This is a genomic window from Rhizobium sp. A37_96 (assembly GCF_053521765.1).
The window spans coordinates 235,733-251,318 of the sequence record NZ_JBNWDS010000001.1 but is presented as its reverse complement, the minus strand read 5'-3'; the positions used below and the strand labels follow the sequence as shown (position 1 = coordinate 251,318).

General features: G+C 59.8%; 12 protein-coding genes. 6 read left to right on the top strand and 6 right to left on the bottom strand.

Going from position 1 to position 15,586, the window contains the following annotated elements; translation table 11 throughout:
- The first annotated feature begins 85 nt into the window (after positions 1 to 85).
- The 3 genes from ACQZ6J_RS01180 (at position 86) to ACQZ6J_RS01170 (ending at position 3,273) form a co-directional block, all read left to right on the top strand.
- Entirely contained in the window at positions 86 to 1,666 is a 1,581-nt protein-coding gene (locus ACQZ6J_RS01180) for a trimethylamine methyltransferase family protein (RefSeq protein WP_163987590.1), read from the top strand.
- Positions 1,667 to 1,767: 101 nt separating this feature from the next.
- A complete protein-coding gene (locus tag ACQZ6J_RS01175) occupies positions 1,768 to 2,460 on the top strand; it encodes a ferredoxin (protein WP_449081337.1) in 693 nt (230 codons plus the stop codon).
- Between the two features lie 66 nt (positions 2,461 to 2,526).
- On the top strand, positions 2,527 to 3,273 hold the full coding sequence (locus ACQZ6J_RS01170; RefSeq protein ID WP_449081335.1) for a phosphodiester glycosidase family protein: 747 nt from the start codon (positions 2,527 to 2,529) through the stop codon (positions 3,271 to 3,273).
- Between the two features lie 80 nt (positions 3,274 to 3,353).
- On the opposite strand, the gene ACQZ6J_RS01165 is transcribed toward ACQZ6J_RS01170, so the two are convergent.
- Positions 3,354 to 4,568, bottom strand: a complete 1,215-nt coding sequence (locus ACQZ6J_RS01165) for a glycosyltransferase family 2 protein (RefSeq protein WP_163987588.1) — start codon at positions 4,566 to 4,568, stop codon at positions 3,354 to 3,356.
- 293 nt (positions 4,569 to 4,861) lie between these two features.
- Here ACQZ6J_RS01165 and ACQZ6J_RS01160 point away from each other — a divergent pair, with 293 nt between their 5' ends.
- The gene (locus ACQZ6J_RS01160) at positions 4,862 to 5,851 is read left to right on the top strand and encodes a glycosyltransferase family 2 protein (protein ID WP_449081333.1); all 990 of its coding nucleotides are present in this window, start codon (positions 4,862 to 4,864) and stop codon (positions 5,849 to 5,851) included.
- A 125-nt stretch (positions 5,852 to 5,976) separates the two neighbouring features.
- On the opposite strand, the gene ACQZ6J_RS01155 is transcribed toward ACQZ6J_RS01160, so the two are convergent.
- The gene (locus ACQZ6J_RS01155; protein WP_449081331.1) at positions 5,977 to 7,860 is read right to left on the bottom strand and encodes a glycosyltransferase; all 1,884 of its coding nucleotides are present in this window, start codon (positions 7,858 to 7,860) and stop codon (positions 5,977 to 5,979) included.
- Between the two features lie 358 nt (positions 7,861 to 8,218).
- Between ACQZ6J_RS01155 and ACQZ6J_RS01150 the strand changes: the two genes are divergently transcribed.
- Positions 8,219 to 9,358, top strand: coding sequence for a DUF707 domain-containing protein (locus ACQZ6J_RS01150; RefSeq protein ID WP_449081329.1), 1,140 nt, complete (start codon positions 8,219 to 8,221; stop codon positions 9,356 to 9,358).
- A 151-nt stretch (positions 9,359 to 9,509) separates the two neighbouring features.
- On the top strand, positions 9,510 to 10,685 hold the full coding sequence (glf, locus tag ACQZ6J_RS01145) for a UDP-galactopyranose mutase (protein ID WP_449081327.1): 1,176 nt from the start codon (positions 9,510 to 9,512) through the stop codon (positions 10,683 to 10,685).
- Between the two features lie 124 nt (positions 10,686 to 10,809).
- Here glf and bmt read toward each other — a convergent pair whose 3' ends face one another.
- The 4 genes from bmt to ACQZ6J_RS01125 all read right to left on the bottom strand — a co-directional run bounded on the left by bmt (position 10,810) and on the right by ACQZ6J_RS01125 (position 15,184).
- The gene (gene bmt, locus ACQZ6J_RS01140) at positions 10,810 to 11,823 is read right to left on the bottom strand and encodes a betaine--homocysteine S-methyltransferase (RefSeq protein WP_449081325.1); all 1,014 of its coding nucleotides are present in this window, start codon (positions 11,821 to 11,823) and stop codon (positions 10,810 to 10,812) included.
- A gap of 156 nt (positions 11,824 to 11,979) precedes the next feature.
- A complete protein-coding gene (locus tag ACQZ6J_RS01135) occupies positions 11,980 to 13,032 on the bottom strand; it encodes a quaternary amine ABC transporter ATP-binding protein (RefSeq protein WP_449081323.1) in 1,053 nt (350 codons plus the stop codon).
- The gene (locus ACQZ6J_RS01130) at positions 13,025 to 13,936 is read right to left on the bottom strand and encodes an ABC transporter permease (RefSeq protein WP_163987582.1); all 912 of its coding nucleotides are present in this window, start codon (positions 13,934 to 13,936) and stop codon (positions 13,025 to 13,027) included. The genes ACQZ6J_RS01135 and ACQZ6J_RS01130 overlap by 8 nt, the downstream gene beginning before the upstream one ends.
- Before the next feature lie 249 nt (positions 13,937 to 14,185).
- A complete protein-coding gene (locus ACQZ6J_RS01125; RefSeq protein ID WP_163987581.1) occupies positions 14,186 to 15,184 on the bottom strand; it encodes an ABC transporter substrate-binding protein in 999 nt (332 codons plus the stop codon).
- Between the last annotated feature and the right edge of the window lie 402 nt (positions 15,185 to 15,586).

The following is a 15,586-nucleotide window of genomic DNA, read 5'->3' as shown; positions in this document are numbered from 1 at the left end:
GGCGCATTAAGGAACGTCCGTCTGGCGGAATCGGGTAGCATAGGGTCATGATAGACGCTTCCATGCGCAAGAGTGAGGAAACATCATGGACGATATGATTGAGCAACCGGCTGCAGGCAATGAAGGCGGTGGACGGCGTTCGCGCAGCGAGGGCAGGGGTGCCGCCGCACGGCGCGCGTCGCGTACCGGCGGCGGAGCTGGCCCTTCGCTTCCCTATATCGTCCGCAAGATCGGCGTCTACGAAGTGCTGGATGAAGAGGGGCTGGCACTTATCGAACGCAACGCCGATACGGTGCTGGAGGAAATCGGCATAGAGTTTCGCGACGATGCGGAGGCTCTGGCCTTGTGGAAGGAAGCCGGAGCCGATGTGCGCGGCCAGCGCGTTCACTTCCCGAAGGGGCTTTGCCGCGAACTCCTGAAGACGGCGCCGAAGGAATTTACCTGGCATGCGCGTAACAGCGCCCGCAATGCCCATGTCGGCGGGAAGGCGACGATCTTCGCTCCCGTCTACGGGCCGCCCTTCGTCCGCGATCTCGACGGCAACCGCCGTTATGCGACGATCGAGGATTTCCGCAATTTCGTGAAGCTCGCCTATATGGCGCCGTCGATGCATTCGTCCGGCGGCACGGTTTGCGAGCCGGTCGACATTCCGGTGAACAAGCGCCACCTCGACATGATCTACAGCCATATCAAATATTCCGACAAGCCGTTCATGGGTTCGGTCACGGCGCCGGAACGCGCCGAAGACACGATTGCGATGGCGAAAATCGTGTTCGGCGACGATTTCGTCGAGAACAATTGCGTGACGCTGAACCTTATCAACGCCAATTCGCCGATGGTGTTCGACGAGACCATGCTCGGCGCCCTGAAGGTCTATGCGAAGCACAATCAGGCATCGGTCGTTTCGCCCTTCATCCTTTCCGGCGCAATGAGCCCCGTGACGGTTGCCGGTACGCTGACGCAGATCCTGGCCGAGGTGCTGGCGGGCGCTTCCTTCACGCAGCTGATCCGCAAGGGCTCGCCTGTGCTGTTCGGCACCTTTGCCGCATCCATCTCGATGCAGTCGGGTGCGCCGACCTTCGGCACGCCGGAACCGTCGCTGGTCTCCTATGGCGCGGCGCAGCTCGCCCGCCGTCTCGGCCTGCCGTTCCGTACCGGCGGTTCGCTGTGCGCTTCGAAGGTGCCGGATGCGCAGGCTGCGCATGAATCGGCCAACACGTTGAACATGACGCTGCTGGCCGGCACGAATTTCGTGCTTCATGCGGCAGGGTGGCTGGAAGGCGGTCTCGTCTCCTCCTACGAAAAGTTCATGATCGATCAGGATCAGCTGGGCATGATGCAGAAGATGGCCGAAGGCATCGATCTGTCCGACAACGGCCAGGCGCTGGATGCCATCCGCGAAGTCGGACCCGGAAGCCACTACCTCGGCTGCGGCCACACGCAGGCCAACTTCCAGTCCGCCTTCTATCGCTCGGCGCTTGCCGACAACAATTCCTTCGAGCAGTGGGAAATCGAAGGCCAGAAGCGCATCGAGGATCGCGCCAATGCGCTTTGCCGCTCCTGGCTCGACCACTACGAAGCGCCGCCGCTCGATCCGGCTGTCGACGAGGCGTTGCTTGCCTATATCCAGAAGCGCAAGGACTCGATGCCGGACGCCTTCACCTGAAGAGAGCCCGAGGCCGCCAGGGAGCAAGGCGGAGCGACACGCGTTGCCGATCTGATCCAGAAGGAGGTCTGGCGGCCGCACTATCAATATAAGGGGCCGCGGTGAGCCGCGGTCCTGAACTATTCGAACAGCTCCGTGCGGCGCTCGGCGTCCACGGAGTTTTCGTTCGTGGCAACCTGTCTTTCGGCGAAGGCGAGGGACCGTTGCTGACGGATGGCACAAGCGCCCGCAGCGTCGTCCTGCTCGGCAATATCGGTGGTTCGATCTGGCCGGCATTTTCGGCCTGGCGGGATATGCCGGACAACAGGCTGCGCCAAGACCCCCTCGACGACTGGTCGAAGGCGATCATCCGGCCGGTCGCGGAGAACCTGGGGGCGACGGCCTATTTCCCTTCGGATCCTCCCTGGCAGCCGTTCCAGCGATGGGCCATGCAGGCCGAGGGGTTGAAGGCATCGCCGCTTGGCATATTGATCCATCCGGAATATGGCCTGTGGCACGGCTATCGCGGTGCTTTGGGATTTGCCGAAGCGTTGGAGAATGCCGAGACACGGGACCTTTCCGCGAACCCATGCGATCGGTGTGCGCAGAAGCCCTGTCTTGCGGCCTGTCCCGCCGATGCCGTCACGGCGGCGGCATTCGAGGTGCAGAGCTGTCGCTCGCATTTGCGCACGCAGGACGGGCGGGCAGGGTGCATGACGGGTGGTTGTCTTGCGCGCAACGCCTGTCCGATCGGGGCCGACTATCGCTATCCCGCCGCGCAGCTTGCATTCCACATGGCGGCACTTCACCTTTAGTTTCAAAGGCTCCTTGTTTCGCCGCATTGCGATGTGTTCTGGAGCCTGTGGTGTTCATGCGGAGCTATGCGTTTGATTCGATTGATGGTCATTCTTGCCGTTCTTGCCTATGCGGCGGCCGCGTCGGCCGGCGAAGCCTGCCGCAAGGTCCAGCATCTGGGCGACGGCTATACGGTGTGCACCTTCGATCCGGCTGCAGAGGATATCCAGATTTTCCAGAACGACCGCAGCGGCAAGCCCTATGGTTCGTTTCGGGCCTTGGAAAACGACCTGCGCCAGGATCGCATCTACGTGCGCTTCGCCATGAACGGCGGCATGTATCTCGACGACCAATCTCCTGTCGGTCTTTTCATCGAAAACGGGCGTGAACTGAAGGCGATCAATACCAACAAGGGATGGGGCAATTTCCACCTGTTGCCGAACGGGGTGTTCTATCTCGGATCGGGCAAGGCCGGGATCATGGAAAGCAAGGCCTTCGCCGCTTCCGGCATCAAGCCTTTCTACGCAACCCAATCCGGCCCCATGCTCGTCGTCAATGGCAAGCTTCATCCGTCATTTCTGGCCGACAGCACCAGCCTGAAGGTCAGAAACGGCGTCGGGGTTGCCGCTGATGGCAAAGTCGTTTTCGCCATTTCCGATGGAGCGGTGCGCTTCCACGATTTTGCGACCCTTTTCCGCGACGACCTCCAATGCGGGAACGCGCTGTTTCTGGACGGCAGCATCTCCAGCCTCGACATTCCCGAATGGCGAAGGCGCGACGGTCTTTTTCCGCTCGGCCCCATCATTGCCGTGACGGAAATGCTGCCGGGTTGAACGAGCCCGTAACGTCAAAGGCTCCGCTGCGCTTTTGCGCGGCGGAGCCCTGTTGCAGCGGTTCAGCTATCCGCCGAATCTCAGACGAACTGGTCGATGTAGCTGAGAATGTTGAACAGGCCGTCCTTCGGGCCAGGATTGGCCGGGAAATCCTCGGTGAAGCGGAGGTATGCCCTCGGTTTGCTGCCGTAACCGCCGGTCTGAGGCGCTTCTCTCGTAAGATGCTGCCGGATCGACGGAGAGAGAAGATTGATCGTGCCGTCGTCGATGATCGGCTCGAGAATGACCGGCTCGCCGTTGAAAGCGATCGCCTCCGTTGCCGCGGTCGCGATACCCGCCAGCTTGCGGATCTGATCGTAGGATTCCTGAGGCAGCGGTGTCGGCAGGTAGGCCGCCATGCGGTGATACATGATATAGGCTTCGACCCAGTTCTGCGCATTGACATGCAAGCGCATGGCCACAGCCTGACGCTGCAGCATGAACTCGGTAATGCGCGGCATCAGCGATCCGCGATAATCCGGCGGATACCTGTTGTCGCGGAGCGCCTGCGAGGCCAGATATTCGAGGCCGCCCCTGTAGGTATCCCACTGGAACATGCATTCCTTGTTGCCCTGCTGCAGGCGCGGATCGTCGGAAACGGCGGTCACGCGAGCGAATGGCTCCGGCATGAACAGCACGTCGGCCTTGTCCAAGGCGCGGGTCGTGTAAAGGAATGCCCAGAAGATAAAGGGCGTGGGGCTGGAAATCGACTTCGTCAGAACGTCGCGCCGGATAATCATGAATTCGGGAAAGATATGGCGATCGAGAATGAATTCGAGCATCGAGCGGAAATCGCCCTTGGAAAGACGCGTCGGATAGGAGAGGTGATAGAAGGGCTGCATATCGCCGCCGCCCGGCCGGCCATCGACCAGGAGCCACGGCGCCTGGATCATGCCGATGTTCTTGTCGTCCACCATGATACGGAGATACTCGACCACCTTTTCCGGAATCAGGAGATCGTCGTCGCCGAGAAAGACCGCGTAGTGGCCGCGGGCTCTCTGCATGGCGAAAGCGTAATTGCTAATGAAACCGGAATTGCTCGCGCGGCGATAGGCGCTGATTTCCGGGTTATGCGAGATCGACTGGATATAGGCGGCGGTGCTGTCTGTCGAGCAGTCGTCGACGATGACGATTTCGAAGGGGAGACCCAGCCGGCGAAATTCCTCCAAGTGGAAATTGATGTTCCGCTCGAGCATGAACTGACGGTTATAGGTCGGAACGCAGATCGAAAGAACAGGGGCTTGGGCAGAAGACATCGATTTCTCCACAGTGCATCGGCGCGATTCCGTGCGCCGACTTTGATCCCTGCATAAGCCGGATTGCTTTCGCGGGGCTGGAGAACCCATCCTGCTTGTCTTGCCGTGGGATCCCCGTGCTCCAGTTCAGTGCAAGTTCCACCCCCTATGTTTCCGGAGGCGCCATCCTGCGTATCGAGGCGAGGGCGTACCGGCTCCGGGGCCGCTTCCCCTGGAAAAGGCCGGACGGCAAGAAGCACATGGTATGACCGGCACCCAGAGATTCGGTATCCGTGGCATTATCAGGAGACCTTGTGAGCAAAGTCAGTGTCATCATCCCCGCCTACAACGCGCAGGAGTCCATCGGCGAAACGATTGCGGCGGTTCTTGAGAACCGGGACGTCCTGGAGGTGATCGTCGTCGACGACATGTCCCGCGATGCGACCTCGATGATCGTCGAGCGACATGCTCAGCGCGACGACCGCGTGCGGTTGCTGCGCAATCCGCAAAATGGCGGAGCCGGATACAGCCGGAATGCCGGCATGGCGGCCGCCCGTGGCGACTACTACTATTTTCTCGACGCCGACGATATGCTTGCGCATCGTTCGATCGATGAAGTCGTGTATCATATGGAAGCCAGCGGTTGTGACGTGATGGTGTTTCGCTATCGCTATGTCACCGACAAGAGCGGCCGTCTCGACCCGATGCTGCCGATCGACAACGATGCCTGGCAGGAGCTCGTCGGCGATACCGACATCCGTGTCTTCACGCTCGACCAGTGCGGGCGACTGCTCTTCACCGTGAACTTTCCTTGGAACAAGATCGTCAGTGCCAGGCTTTGCCGCGAGACCGGCCTGCGCTTCTCCGAGACGCGCGTTCACAACGATATCTACGCGCATTGGCATATCTATATGCATGCGCGGAAGATCGGCATGATGAACCGCTATCTCATCGGCCACCGCGTCTACCAGGACGGGGCGCAGCTCACCAATGTCTTCACGGAAAAGCGGTTCGAGGTTTTCAAGGCGTTTGCCGAGGTGGAGGCGCTGTTTGCCCGCCTGCCGCAGATGAAGACTGCCTATTACCAGTGGTTCCTTCGCAGCAAGTTCGATTTGCTCGATTGGATCTGCCCGCAATTGCCGTTCGAACTCAGAGACCGTTTCTTCGCGCTGGTGAAGCAATGCTACGAAGGATACGGCCAGCTGGACTATGAGAATGTCCGGACACAATCCTTCGAGACCGCAGACATAGCGCTCAGGCTGAAGCAGGTGCCGCATCTGGTGCTCGGCACAACGCCGAGATAGTCCGGGCCGAGATAGTCCGGCCGAGTTAGCCGGCTAATATTGACCGCGCTTGAAGGCGCGCTCGTCAATAAAAGAAGGGCGCAGCGGTTTTGCCGGCTGCGCCCTTTTTCTTTTCCGGATCTATTCTATCGGACGTTCTTGAGCTCGTTCAGATCCGACGCATCTTCGAATTCGTCGCGCGTGTAGATCGCGAAATCCGCCTCGGTCGATTCCTTGAACTTGTGAGGGTTCTCGAACAGCTTCAGCAATGTCCATTGCGGGAATCTGCTGGCGATATCGGCGGTGAACTTGCGATGCCGGACATCCGCCGCGCCGCGAATGTCCGGGCCTTCGAAGTCGGCGGCGTAGATAACGACATAGCGCTGGGAGAGCGAAAAGAGCTGGTCGAGGTAGCTGATATAGCCGTTGTCGTCCGTGAGGCGATGGAGCAGGTCGAGCGAGAAGGCGCAATCGTAGGCGTCCTCATGCATCTCCCAATCCAGGGATTGGTCGCCCAGCCAGATGAACTCGTAGTTCGCCTTATCCCTATGCGTTGCCTGCGTGCGTTCGATCGTGGCCTTTGAGGCGTCGAAGCCCGTATAGCGATCGAAAGAGAAGTATTTCAGCTGATTGCCGTCACCGCAGCCCAGTTCCGCCATGGAGGACAGCTGCTTCTTACGGGCGAAGGAATTCAGGAACTGGCCCTTGTATCTGGCGACGAGATCGTGGGAGCCGTCTGCCGAATTGCTGCCGTCGCGGTGCCGCTCTTCCTGATAGTTGATGGGGCTGAATGCGGGGACAGCTTCGATTGCCTTTTGCGCTGGTTGCAGGGCGGCTACCGGGGCGACCCGTTCCACAGGCGGCATGGCGGCAGGTTTCGGCTGTATCAGATATGGCTGTTGCATCGGCTGCGTCGCCACCTCGACGGCCGGCATGGCGTCGCGAATCTGCTGGACCGATATGACCTGCGGAATGGCCGCGGGCTGCTGCACCTGCTGCGCGGGCGCCGGCTGCTGTAGCCAAAGCGGGACCGGCCGCTTGAGGTGCCCGGCGGCCTGCTGCTCCAGCGACGCCAGATTCAGCGGTTTCGCCACCTCCGATATCCGGTCGCCCATGACGATATCGAGCTCGAGCAGTTGCTTGGCGAGCGGGAATTTTTCTTGGACATATTGCGTCCATTGATGGGTCTGGCCGCTGATGATCTTTTCGACGGCTTCATCCACCGACGAGAAGCGGATTTCGTCCGGCCAGAATTCTTCCGCGCCGGGATAGTCGTGAACGACGGGCAGCGCGCCGACGGCCATGGCCTCGGCGATGTTGTAGCCGAAGCTCTCATGCACCGACGTCGACAGAAGGACGCCCTTGTCGGCCAGGAATGCCGGCATGTTCCGCTGCCAGCCGTGGAAGAAGACATTGCGGGTAAGGCCGAGCTTTTCCGTCGTGCGCTTCAGGTAAGGCATCATGACGAACTCTTCCTGCTCGCCGGCGACATGCAGCGTGTAGGAAGGATCCCGTTTCACCAGCGAATGCATGATCTGCAGGAACAGAGGCTGGTTCTTGCGCATGAAAGGCTTGGCGGCCCACGCGATCTTCTTCTTGTCGAGCGAGGGGATCGGCTTGAACCTGTCGAGGTTGAGGCCGTTCCAGATCACGTGGGTGCGCGTCTTCTGGGTGATCTGCGGCGCGCGCAGCTTCAGGACGCGCAACATGTCGTGGGATACCAGAATCAGGTCGTCGATCGCGCCGAAGTCGATGCGAGCCGGGAAATTCGATTCCACGATCTCGAAGCGATGCCAGCGGGCAATGACGCGCTTGCCGCGCCGCCGGAGGTTCTGGTTGATCGCATGCACGAAGAGCTCGTTGCAGAATTCGAACCAGACGATGTCGGCCCATTCCGCAGCCGTCTCGATTTCCTTGTAGGTCTTAGGCTGGATCGCCAGGACTTCGTAGGTCTTCGACAGATGTTGAATTATGTCGCCGATGAAACTGTCGACTTCGATGATTATGGCCAGCTTTTTCTTCTGATGCATCTTCTGCTACCGTAAAAGAGACGAATGGTTCTTTGTCTCGACCTGACGGACGACACGACCGACCTTCGTGTCCGCCGAGCACCGACGTTCTTGGCAATATTCTGAACGCGCGATTGCCCCCGCGTAGAAATCCCAGCCCTAAGATTATGCCAATCAACTTTCGCGAGGCTGGATTGCGCACGATGCCTCCTGGACATCGGGCAGCCTCGGATTTCCCGCACAAGCTTCGCAAAAGGAACGTTCGCCAAGGTGCCGATCAAACGAGCTCGATTGCGAGCGAATCTCCGGGAGCCGGTCATGCGGCTGCTTTCTTCGGATCGGGCCGTTATTTGGGGTTCGGAATTAGGGGACAGTCCACATGTCATTGGCAGCGAGCAGCCTGCACACGCCCACTTATGAAGCGCATCCGGCAAGCCAGATACAATGGTCCGATGCGCCGCCATTGACCGAGGGCATGTTGAGCGGGACATTCTGGAGCCTTGGCGATGTTAATCGCGGCATGTTCGTGCGTTTCATGGTTCTGGCGCCCGACGGCATGATCGGCAACTACTTCGACCCCGCCGTTGATTTCTGGCATGTCATGGGCGGCCGGCTCTGCCTGATCGACAGGGATGGATTGCCATCGGTCATTTTCGACTCCGCCCATATCGAGGACGGCAATCTCATGGCGCTTGCGGGACGCGGCGTCATCGGGGGCATCGATATGACCTATCTGCTGGTGCCTGCGGATCATCCCCCGCACCCGTTGTTTTCGACACCCGCAGGCGTCGAGCGCAAGGCAAGCTTTCTCGTGCAGCCTCAGGAGGGATTAAGACGTCCCAATCTCGTCGTCGTGCCGGCCAATTCGAAGTCTCTGCATCCGCGCTGGTTCGAGAAGATCGATGAGGCGACGCGCAACTGGGATCTCTGCATCGGCTATTATGGCGCCGAGACGCCGGAAGTCTCCAACAGCCCCTACGAATATCTGGCGCATCAGCCGAAGACCAAGAAATTCAAGATCATCTACGATCTCTTTCACGACGGCAGCCCGCTTTGGAACTACGAGCGGATCTGGCTGCCGGATGACGATTTGCTCTGCGACGGCGAAGACATCAACAGGATGTTCCATCTGTCGCATAAGCACGGCCTCGACCTGGCCCAGCCTTCGCTCAAGAAGGGCCCCGGTTCCTACCCCAACCACCCATTGACGGTTCAGAGGTCCAACAGCGTCGTGCGCTTCGAGGGCTTCGTCGAAATCATGTGCCCGGTCTTCTCGCGGCGCGCGCTGCAGATCTGCATCGAATCCATGAGGGACGTCGAATCGGGATACGGCCTCGACCATCTCTGGCCGTCCTTCCTCGGCCGCCCGGCCGCGAGAATGGCGATCATCGACGCCATTTCGGTTGCACATACCCGGCCGCTGGGCGCGACCTACAATGTCAACGCAGCGGTGGAAGAGCAGGCGGCGCTGTTCAGGTCGTATCAATATACGCCCCTGAAATATGCCGGCGTCTGGTGAAACGCGCCTGAAACTACCTTGTCCCGCCGCCGCAGTGCTTGGCGTCAGGGCAAGCGTTGCTGGCGCTGATATGGCTCACCGCATTCCCATTCCGATTTGATATCCGGTTGCAACCACCGCCGAGATTTTCCGGCGCTGAAAGTTTGAAGGCATGATCGATTTTTCGAAGGTAGACTTATTGATCGTCGGCGCAGGGTTCTACGGCGCGACGATTGCGGAGCGGGTGGCGAACGAACTGCAGAAGAATGTGCTTCTGATCGACCGGCGCAGCCATATCGGCGGCAATGCCTATAGCGAGTTCGACGGCGAGACCGGCATCGAGGTCCATCGCTATGGCGCCCATCTCTTCCATACGCCGAACGAGGTGGTCTGGACCTATCTGAACAGGTTCACGGCATTTACCGACTACAAGCACCGCGTCTATTCGACCTATCGCGACCAGGTCTATTCGATGCCGATCAATCTCGGCACGATCTCACAATTCTTCAGCCAGCGCCTTTCTCCCGCCGACGCGAAGGCATTGATCGCCGAGCAGGCCGCCGAGATGGCAGGCCGCCATCCGGCAAACCTGGAAGAGAAGGCGATTTCCCTGATCGGTCGACCTTTGTACGAGGCCTTCATTCGCGGCTATACGGCCAAGCAGTGGCAGACGGATCCGCGCGACCTGCCGGAACACATCATCACGCGCCTGCCGGTCCGCTACACCTTCGACAACCGCTACTTCAACGACAGGTACGAAGGCTTGCCGGTCGATGGCTATACGGCGATCTTCGAAAGGATGCTGAAGCATCCCAAAATTCAGATCGCCCTGGGCGTCGATTTCTTTTCGCTGAAATCCTCGCTGCCGGCCGGTCTTCCGATCGTCTACACGGGGCCTATCGATCGCTACTTCGACTACTCCGAAGGCGAGTTGGGATGGCGTACGATCGATTTCGAGAAAGAGACCCTGAATACCGGTGACTTCCAGGGTACGGCAGTCATGAACTATGCCGACGAGACGATCCCGTACACCCGTATTCTGGAGTTTCGCCACTTCAATCCCGAGCGTAGCTACCAGAACGAGAAGACGGTCGTTGTGCGGGAATATTCACGTTCGGCAAAACGCGCGGACGAGCCCTATTACCCGATCGATACGCGGCAGGACAAGGACGTCTTCCTGCGATATCGCGAGCGGGCCGAGGCGGAAGCGAATGTTCATTTCGGCGGGCGGCTCGGCACGTATCGTTATCTCGACATGCATCAGGCAATCGGCGCGGCTCTGAAGGCGTTCGATAGCCGCATCGTTCCGCATTTCACCGAAGGCCGCGCTATCGGCGGCGAAAAATAGACGGGGTTTCGGCGGCGCCAAAGTTCGGCATTCGCTTGAAGACGATGTCGGGCGAATGTCGAAATGAAAAGCATTGAAACTGCGGAGGAGAAAGCCCGGCAACCGGGCTTTCTCCTCCGTTTTCTTAGGAGCGTCTGCGGCGTTCGCGCGCGGGGGCGGCGGCGCCTTCGTTGGCTGTCTTGTTGCGCAGCGGACCGATACGTTCGACGATGGTCTCAAGAGTCGGGCGAGGGCCGGGCTGGTAGCTGTCCAGCGCCTCCCGCATGGCGGCGAGATGGCCGCAGGAGGTGCCGCAGCAGCCGCCGATGATCTTGGCGCCGGCATCGCGCGCCAGTCGGGCGTAATCGGCCATCAGCGGCGGCGTGCCCGAATAGTAGATTTCGGCGCCGCGATATTCCGGAATGCCGCAGTTGCCCTTGACGATGACGATCGCGGCTGAATCCGCTTCCGTCATGTCGAGCAGGCTCGACAGGATATCCGACGCGCCGACGCCGCAATTGGCGCCGACGGCGAGCGGGCCTTCGCCGATATCCGTGGCGACAGCGTGAATGTCCTTCGGATGCAGGCCCATCATGGTCTTGCCGGCGGTGTCGAATGAGCCCGTATAGGTATAGGGCAGGCCGACCTTGACGGCGGCTTCGGCGGCGGCGCGGATTTCTTCCGGCGACGACATGGTCTCGATCCAGGCGACGTCGGCGCCGCCGGCCTGCAGGCCTTCGATCTGCTCGACGAAAGCGGCGACGGCGTCTTCATAGGTCAAGGCGCCGAGCGGCATCAGCAACTCGCCCGTCGGGCCTACCGAACCGGCGACGATGACCTTGCGGCCAGCCTTGTCGGCAACGGCACGGGCGATCTCGGCTGCGGTCTTGTTGAGGCTGTGCACCCGATCCTGCGCGTGGTGAAGCTTCAGGCGATGACGGGTGCCGCCGAAGGTATTGGTCAGGATGATGTCGGCGCCGGCATCGACGAAATCCTGATGCAGCTTGGTGATCCGCTCCGGGTGCTGTTCGTTCCAGAGCTCGGGGGCTTCGCCCGCCTCCAGGCCCATGGCGAAGAGGTTGGTGCCTGTCGCGCCGTCGGCAAGCAGCACGCCCTTTTCAGCAAGGAGTTTGGTCAAGGGATTGATGGCGACGGTCATGGCGTGTCCTCGGATGCGTCGAATACCTGGATATCAAATGCAGATATAAACATTTCTTTATGTGAGCACAATAACTAGATGGGCTCGTCTGCGCGTGGTGGGCAGGCAAGAAAAAAGCGCCCCGTTCGGAGCGCTTTTGATTGCTGGTGATGGGCGTTACGCGGCCGCCATCTCGGCCGTCTCGTGGGTCGTCGGGGTGACCATGGCGGAGATGATGCTTTGCAGGTCTATGAAGCCGACAGGTTTTCCGCTTGCATCGGTAACGGTCGCTCCGGTCTGGCCTGCGTCGGTTATCTGCTTGGCCGCGATTTCCAGCGTCATGTCGCCGGGCACGCGTATGCCGCCGGGCTCGCCGGCAAGCGGCTTCATGATGGTCTGGGTCTGGATGACACGGCCGCGGTTCACCTCCTTGACGAAGGCGGTGATATAGTCGTCGGCCGGTTGCAGCACGATCTGCTGGCCGGTGCCCTGCTGCACCACCTTGCCATCGCGCAGGATGGCGATCTTGTCGCCGAGACGAAGCGCCTCGTCGAGATCGTGGGTAATGAACACGACGGTCTTTTTCAGCTCCTTCTGCAGGTCGAGCAGGACGGTCTGCATGTCCACGCGGATCAGCGGATCGAGCGCCGAATAGGCCTCGTCCATCAGCAGGATGTCGGCGTCGTTCGTCAGCGCGCGGGCAAGCCCCACACGCTGCTGCATGCCGCCGGAGAGCTGGTTCGGATAGTGTCTTTCGAAGCCTCTAAGCCCGACGCGCTCGATCCAGTATTGGCCCTTCTTCTCGCTTTCCGCGCGGGGCACGCCCTGGATATCCAGTCCATAGATCGTGTTTTCGATCACGGTGCGATGCGGCAGCAAGGCGAACTTCTGAAACACCATCGCCGTCTTGTGGCGACGGAATTCGCGCAGGTCGTTTTCGTTCATCTTGCAGACGTCGACGCCGTCATAGAGCACTTCGCCGACCGTCGGCTCGATCAGCCTGTTGATATGGCGGATGAGCGTCGACTTGCCGGAACCGGAGAGGCCCATGACGACGGTGATGGCGCCGGCCGGCATGTCGATGCTGATATCCTGCAAACCGAGCACATGACCGTGCGTCTCGTTGAGTTCGGCCTTGCCCATGCCGCTTTTGACCTGGTCCACATAGTCGCGTCCGCGAGGACCAAAAATCTTGTACAGGTTTTTTATCTGGATCGCGTGACTAGCCATGAATGACCTCCGAGTGCTTCTGGAGCCGTCTGCCATAGGCTTGGCTCGTGCGGTCGAAAATGATGGCAATTGCGACCAGCGCAAAACCGTTGAGGAAGCCGACGGTGAAGAACTGGTTGTTGATCGCCTGCAGCGTGTTCTTGCCCAGTCCGCCGACGCCGACCATGGAGGCGACGACGACCATGGCGAGCGACATCATGATCGTCTGGTTGATGCCGGCCATGATGGTGGGCAGCGCGAGCGGGATCTGCACGTTGAACAGCTTCTGCCGATGCGAGGAGCCGAAGGCGTCGGCGGCTTCCAGAACCTCCCTGTCCACGAGGCGGATACCGAGATTGGTCAGGCGGATCATCGGCGGGACGGCGTAGATGACGACGGCGATGAGGCCGGGAACCTTGCCGATGCCGAAGATGACCACGACGGGAATGAGATAGACGAAACTCGGCATCGTCTGCATGACGTCGAGGATGGGATTGACGATCGACTGCATCCGGTCGGAACGGGCCATGAATATGCCGATCGGCAGACCGATGATAATGGCGATGAGCGTACAGACCGTCACCATGGCGAGCGTTGTCATCGTGTCTGTCCAGAGGCCGAAGACACCGATGAGAATCATCGAGATCGCGGTGCCGGCGACAATCTTCAGATTGCGGCTGGCGGCATAGACGACCAGCATCATGGCGATCAGGATGATGAACCAGGGCGTATTGGTAAAAATCCATTCCAGATAGTTCAGAAACCACTGCAGAGGCTGCACGATGGCATCGATGAGGTTGCCATAGGCGCGCACGGATGCTCTGAAGCCGTCATCGATGTTCTTGCGCGCCAGGCGTATGAGCGATTCATCTATTGCCGGAAAGTTGCAAAGCACATTCGGCAGGATCGTACACTGAATAGCCATGTATTTCCCCTTCTTAGTCCGGTTCTGTACCGGTCCGATGCGTGTGGCCTTCACGCCCGGATCGTATGCAGTGCTGCGACCGGTTCTTCAGCCTGCCCTTCAATTTCTACTACATTCGCGTTCGCCAATCTGCACTCGTTGCGACCTTACGCCATGTCGCTCTGTCGGTATGAGCGTCATGCCGGTTGCGGCGTGCGAATGTGAAATCGGCGACAGGCACGGGGCCGGCCGCCGATTCCGCGGTATGGATTAGAGCGAAGCCTTGACCTTGGTCGCGACGTCCGGGGAAACCCACTTGGTCCACATATCGGGGTAGGTCTTGAGGAAGTACTTGGCGCCGTCCTCGTTCGTGCCCTGATTGTCCGTCATCCAGGCCAGAACCTTGCCGACGGTCGCGTTATCCCATTTGCGGGTCTTCATGTAATCCAGGGCAATGCCGGCCTTGTCGGCAAAGGCCTTGGTCACGACCGTATAGACGTCGGAAACCGGATAGGAGTTCACCTTCGGATTGGCGCAATCCTGGATCGCGGTGCAGGCGTCCCATTCCTTCTTGTCGTGCGGCACGTTGAAGCTCAGGCGAACCATGTCGTACTTGCCGAGAATGGCGGTCGGCGCCCAGTAGTAGCCGAGCCAGCCGATCTTCTTTTCGAAGGCATTGGCGATCGAGCCGTCCAGACCTGCGGCAGAGCCGGTATCGACCAGCGTGAAGCCGAGCTTGTCGGCACCGAGGGCCTTATAGAGGTTGGTCGTGGAGATCTGGCAGTTCCAGCCGGCCGGGCAGTCGTAAACCGCACCCTTGGAAGAATCTTCAGGGGCGGGGAAGAGTTCCGGATGCTTCAATGCGTCCTGAACGGTCTTGATGTCGGGATGGGCGTCGGCGAGATACTTCGGAATCCACCAGCCTTCGACACCGCCGTCGCTCAGGAGCGGCGCTGCCTCGATCAGCCGGCCTTCGGACACGGCCTTGTCCAGCGCGGTGCGCACGGCATTGACCCAGAGTTCCGGTGCGACGTCCGGCTCGCCTTTTTCGTCCATGGAGGTGAATGTCGGCTGCGTGTCGCCCGTCACCAGAGTAACGTTGCAGCCGTAACCGTTCTGCAGAATGATCTTGTCGACCTGGGCGGCAACGCCTGCGGACGCCCAGTTCATTTCAGCGATCGATACGCTGCCGCAATCCGCAGCATGCGCCGAGCCAGCCAAAGCATAGGCGCCGAATGCGAATATGGCTGAAGCGAGAAGCTTCTTCATTTGATATCGTCTCCCAATTTTTCGTTACGTTGTGGAAATCGACTCCCAATGTTCTCGATGTTCGTCGATCCCAGTCAGCGCGGTCCAACCACAACCGTTCAACGCCGCTGACGACGCCAGTACGGTCCCCTTTGCTGCCGTCGTGCATTTGGCCTTTTTGCGACCGCGGAACCCTGTCGCGGTCGGATGTTCTTTGCATCGACGACGGGCAGCCTAAGGATTTGAATGAAGAAATCAACAGCCCGCCGGCCAAGTGTAGTTATCGTGCCTCTTGGAGAAGCCGATATAAGCGTCTGAATTAGCCTATTTTCTGCTATTCACGGCTGCAAAATGGGCAAGGCGCGGCTTCGATCAAGCTTTTCGATACCGGCGAAGTTAAGTGTGGCCGAAATATCGCGTCCC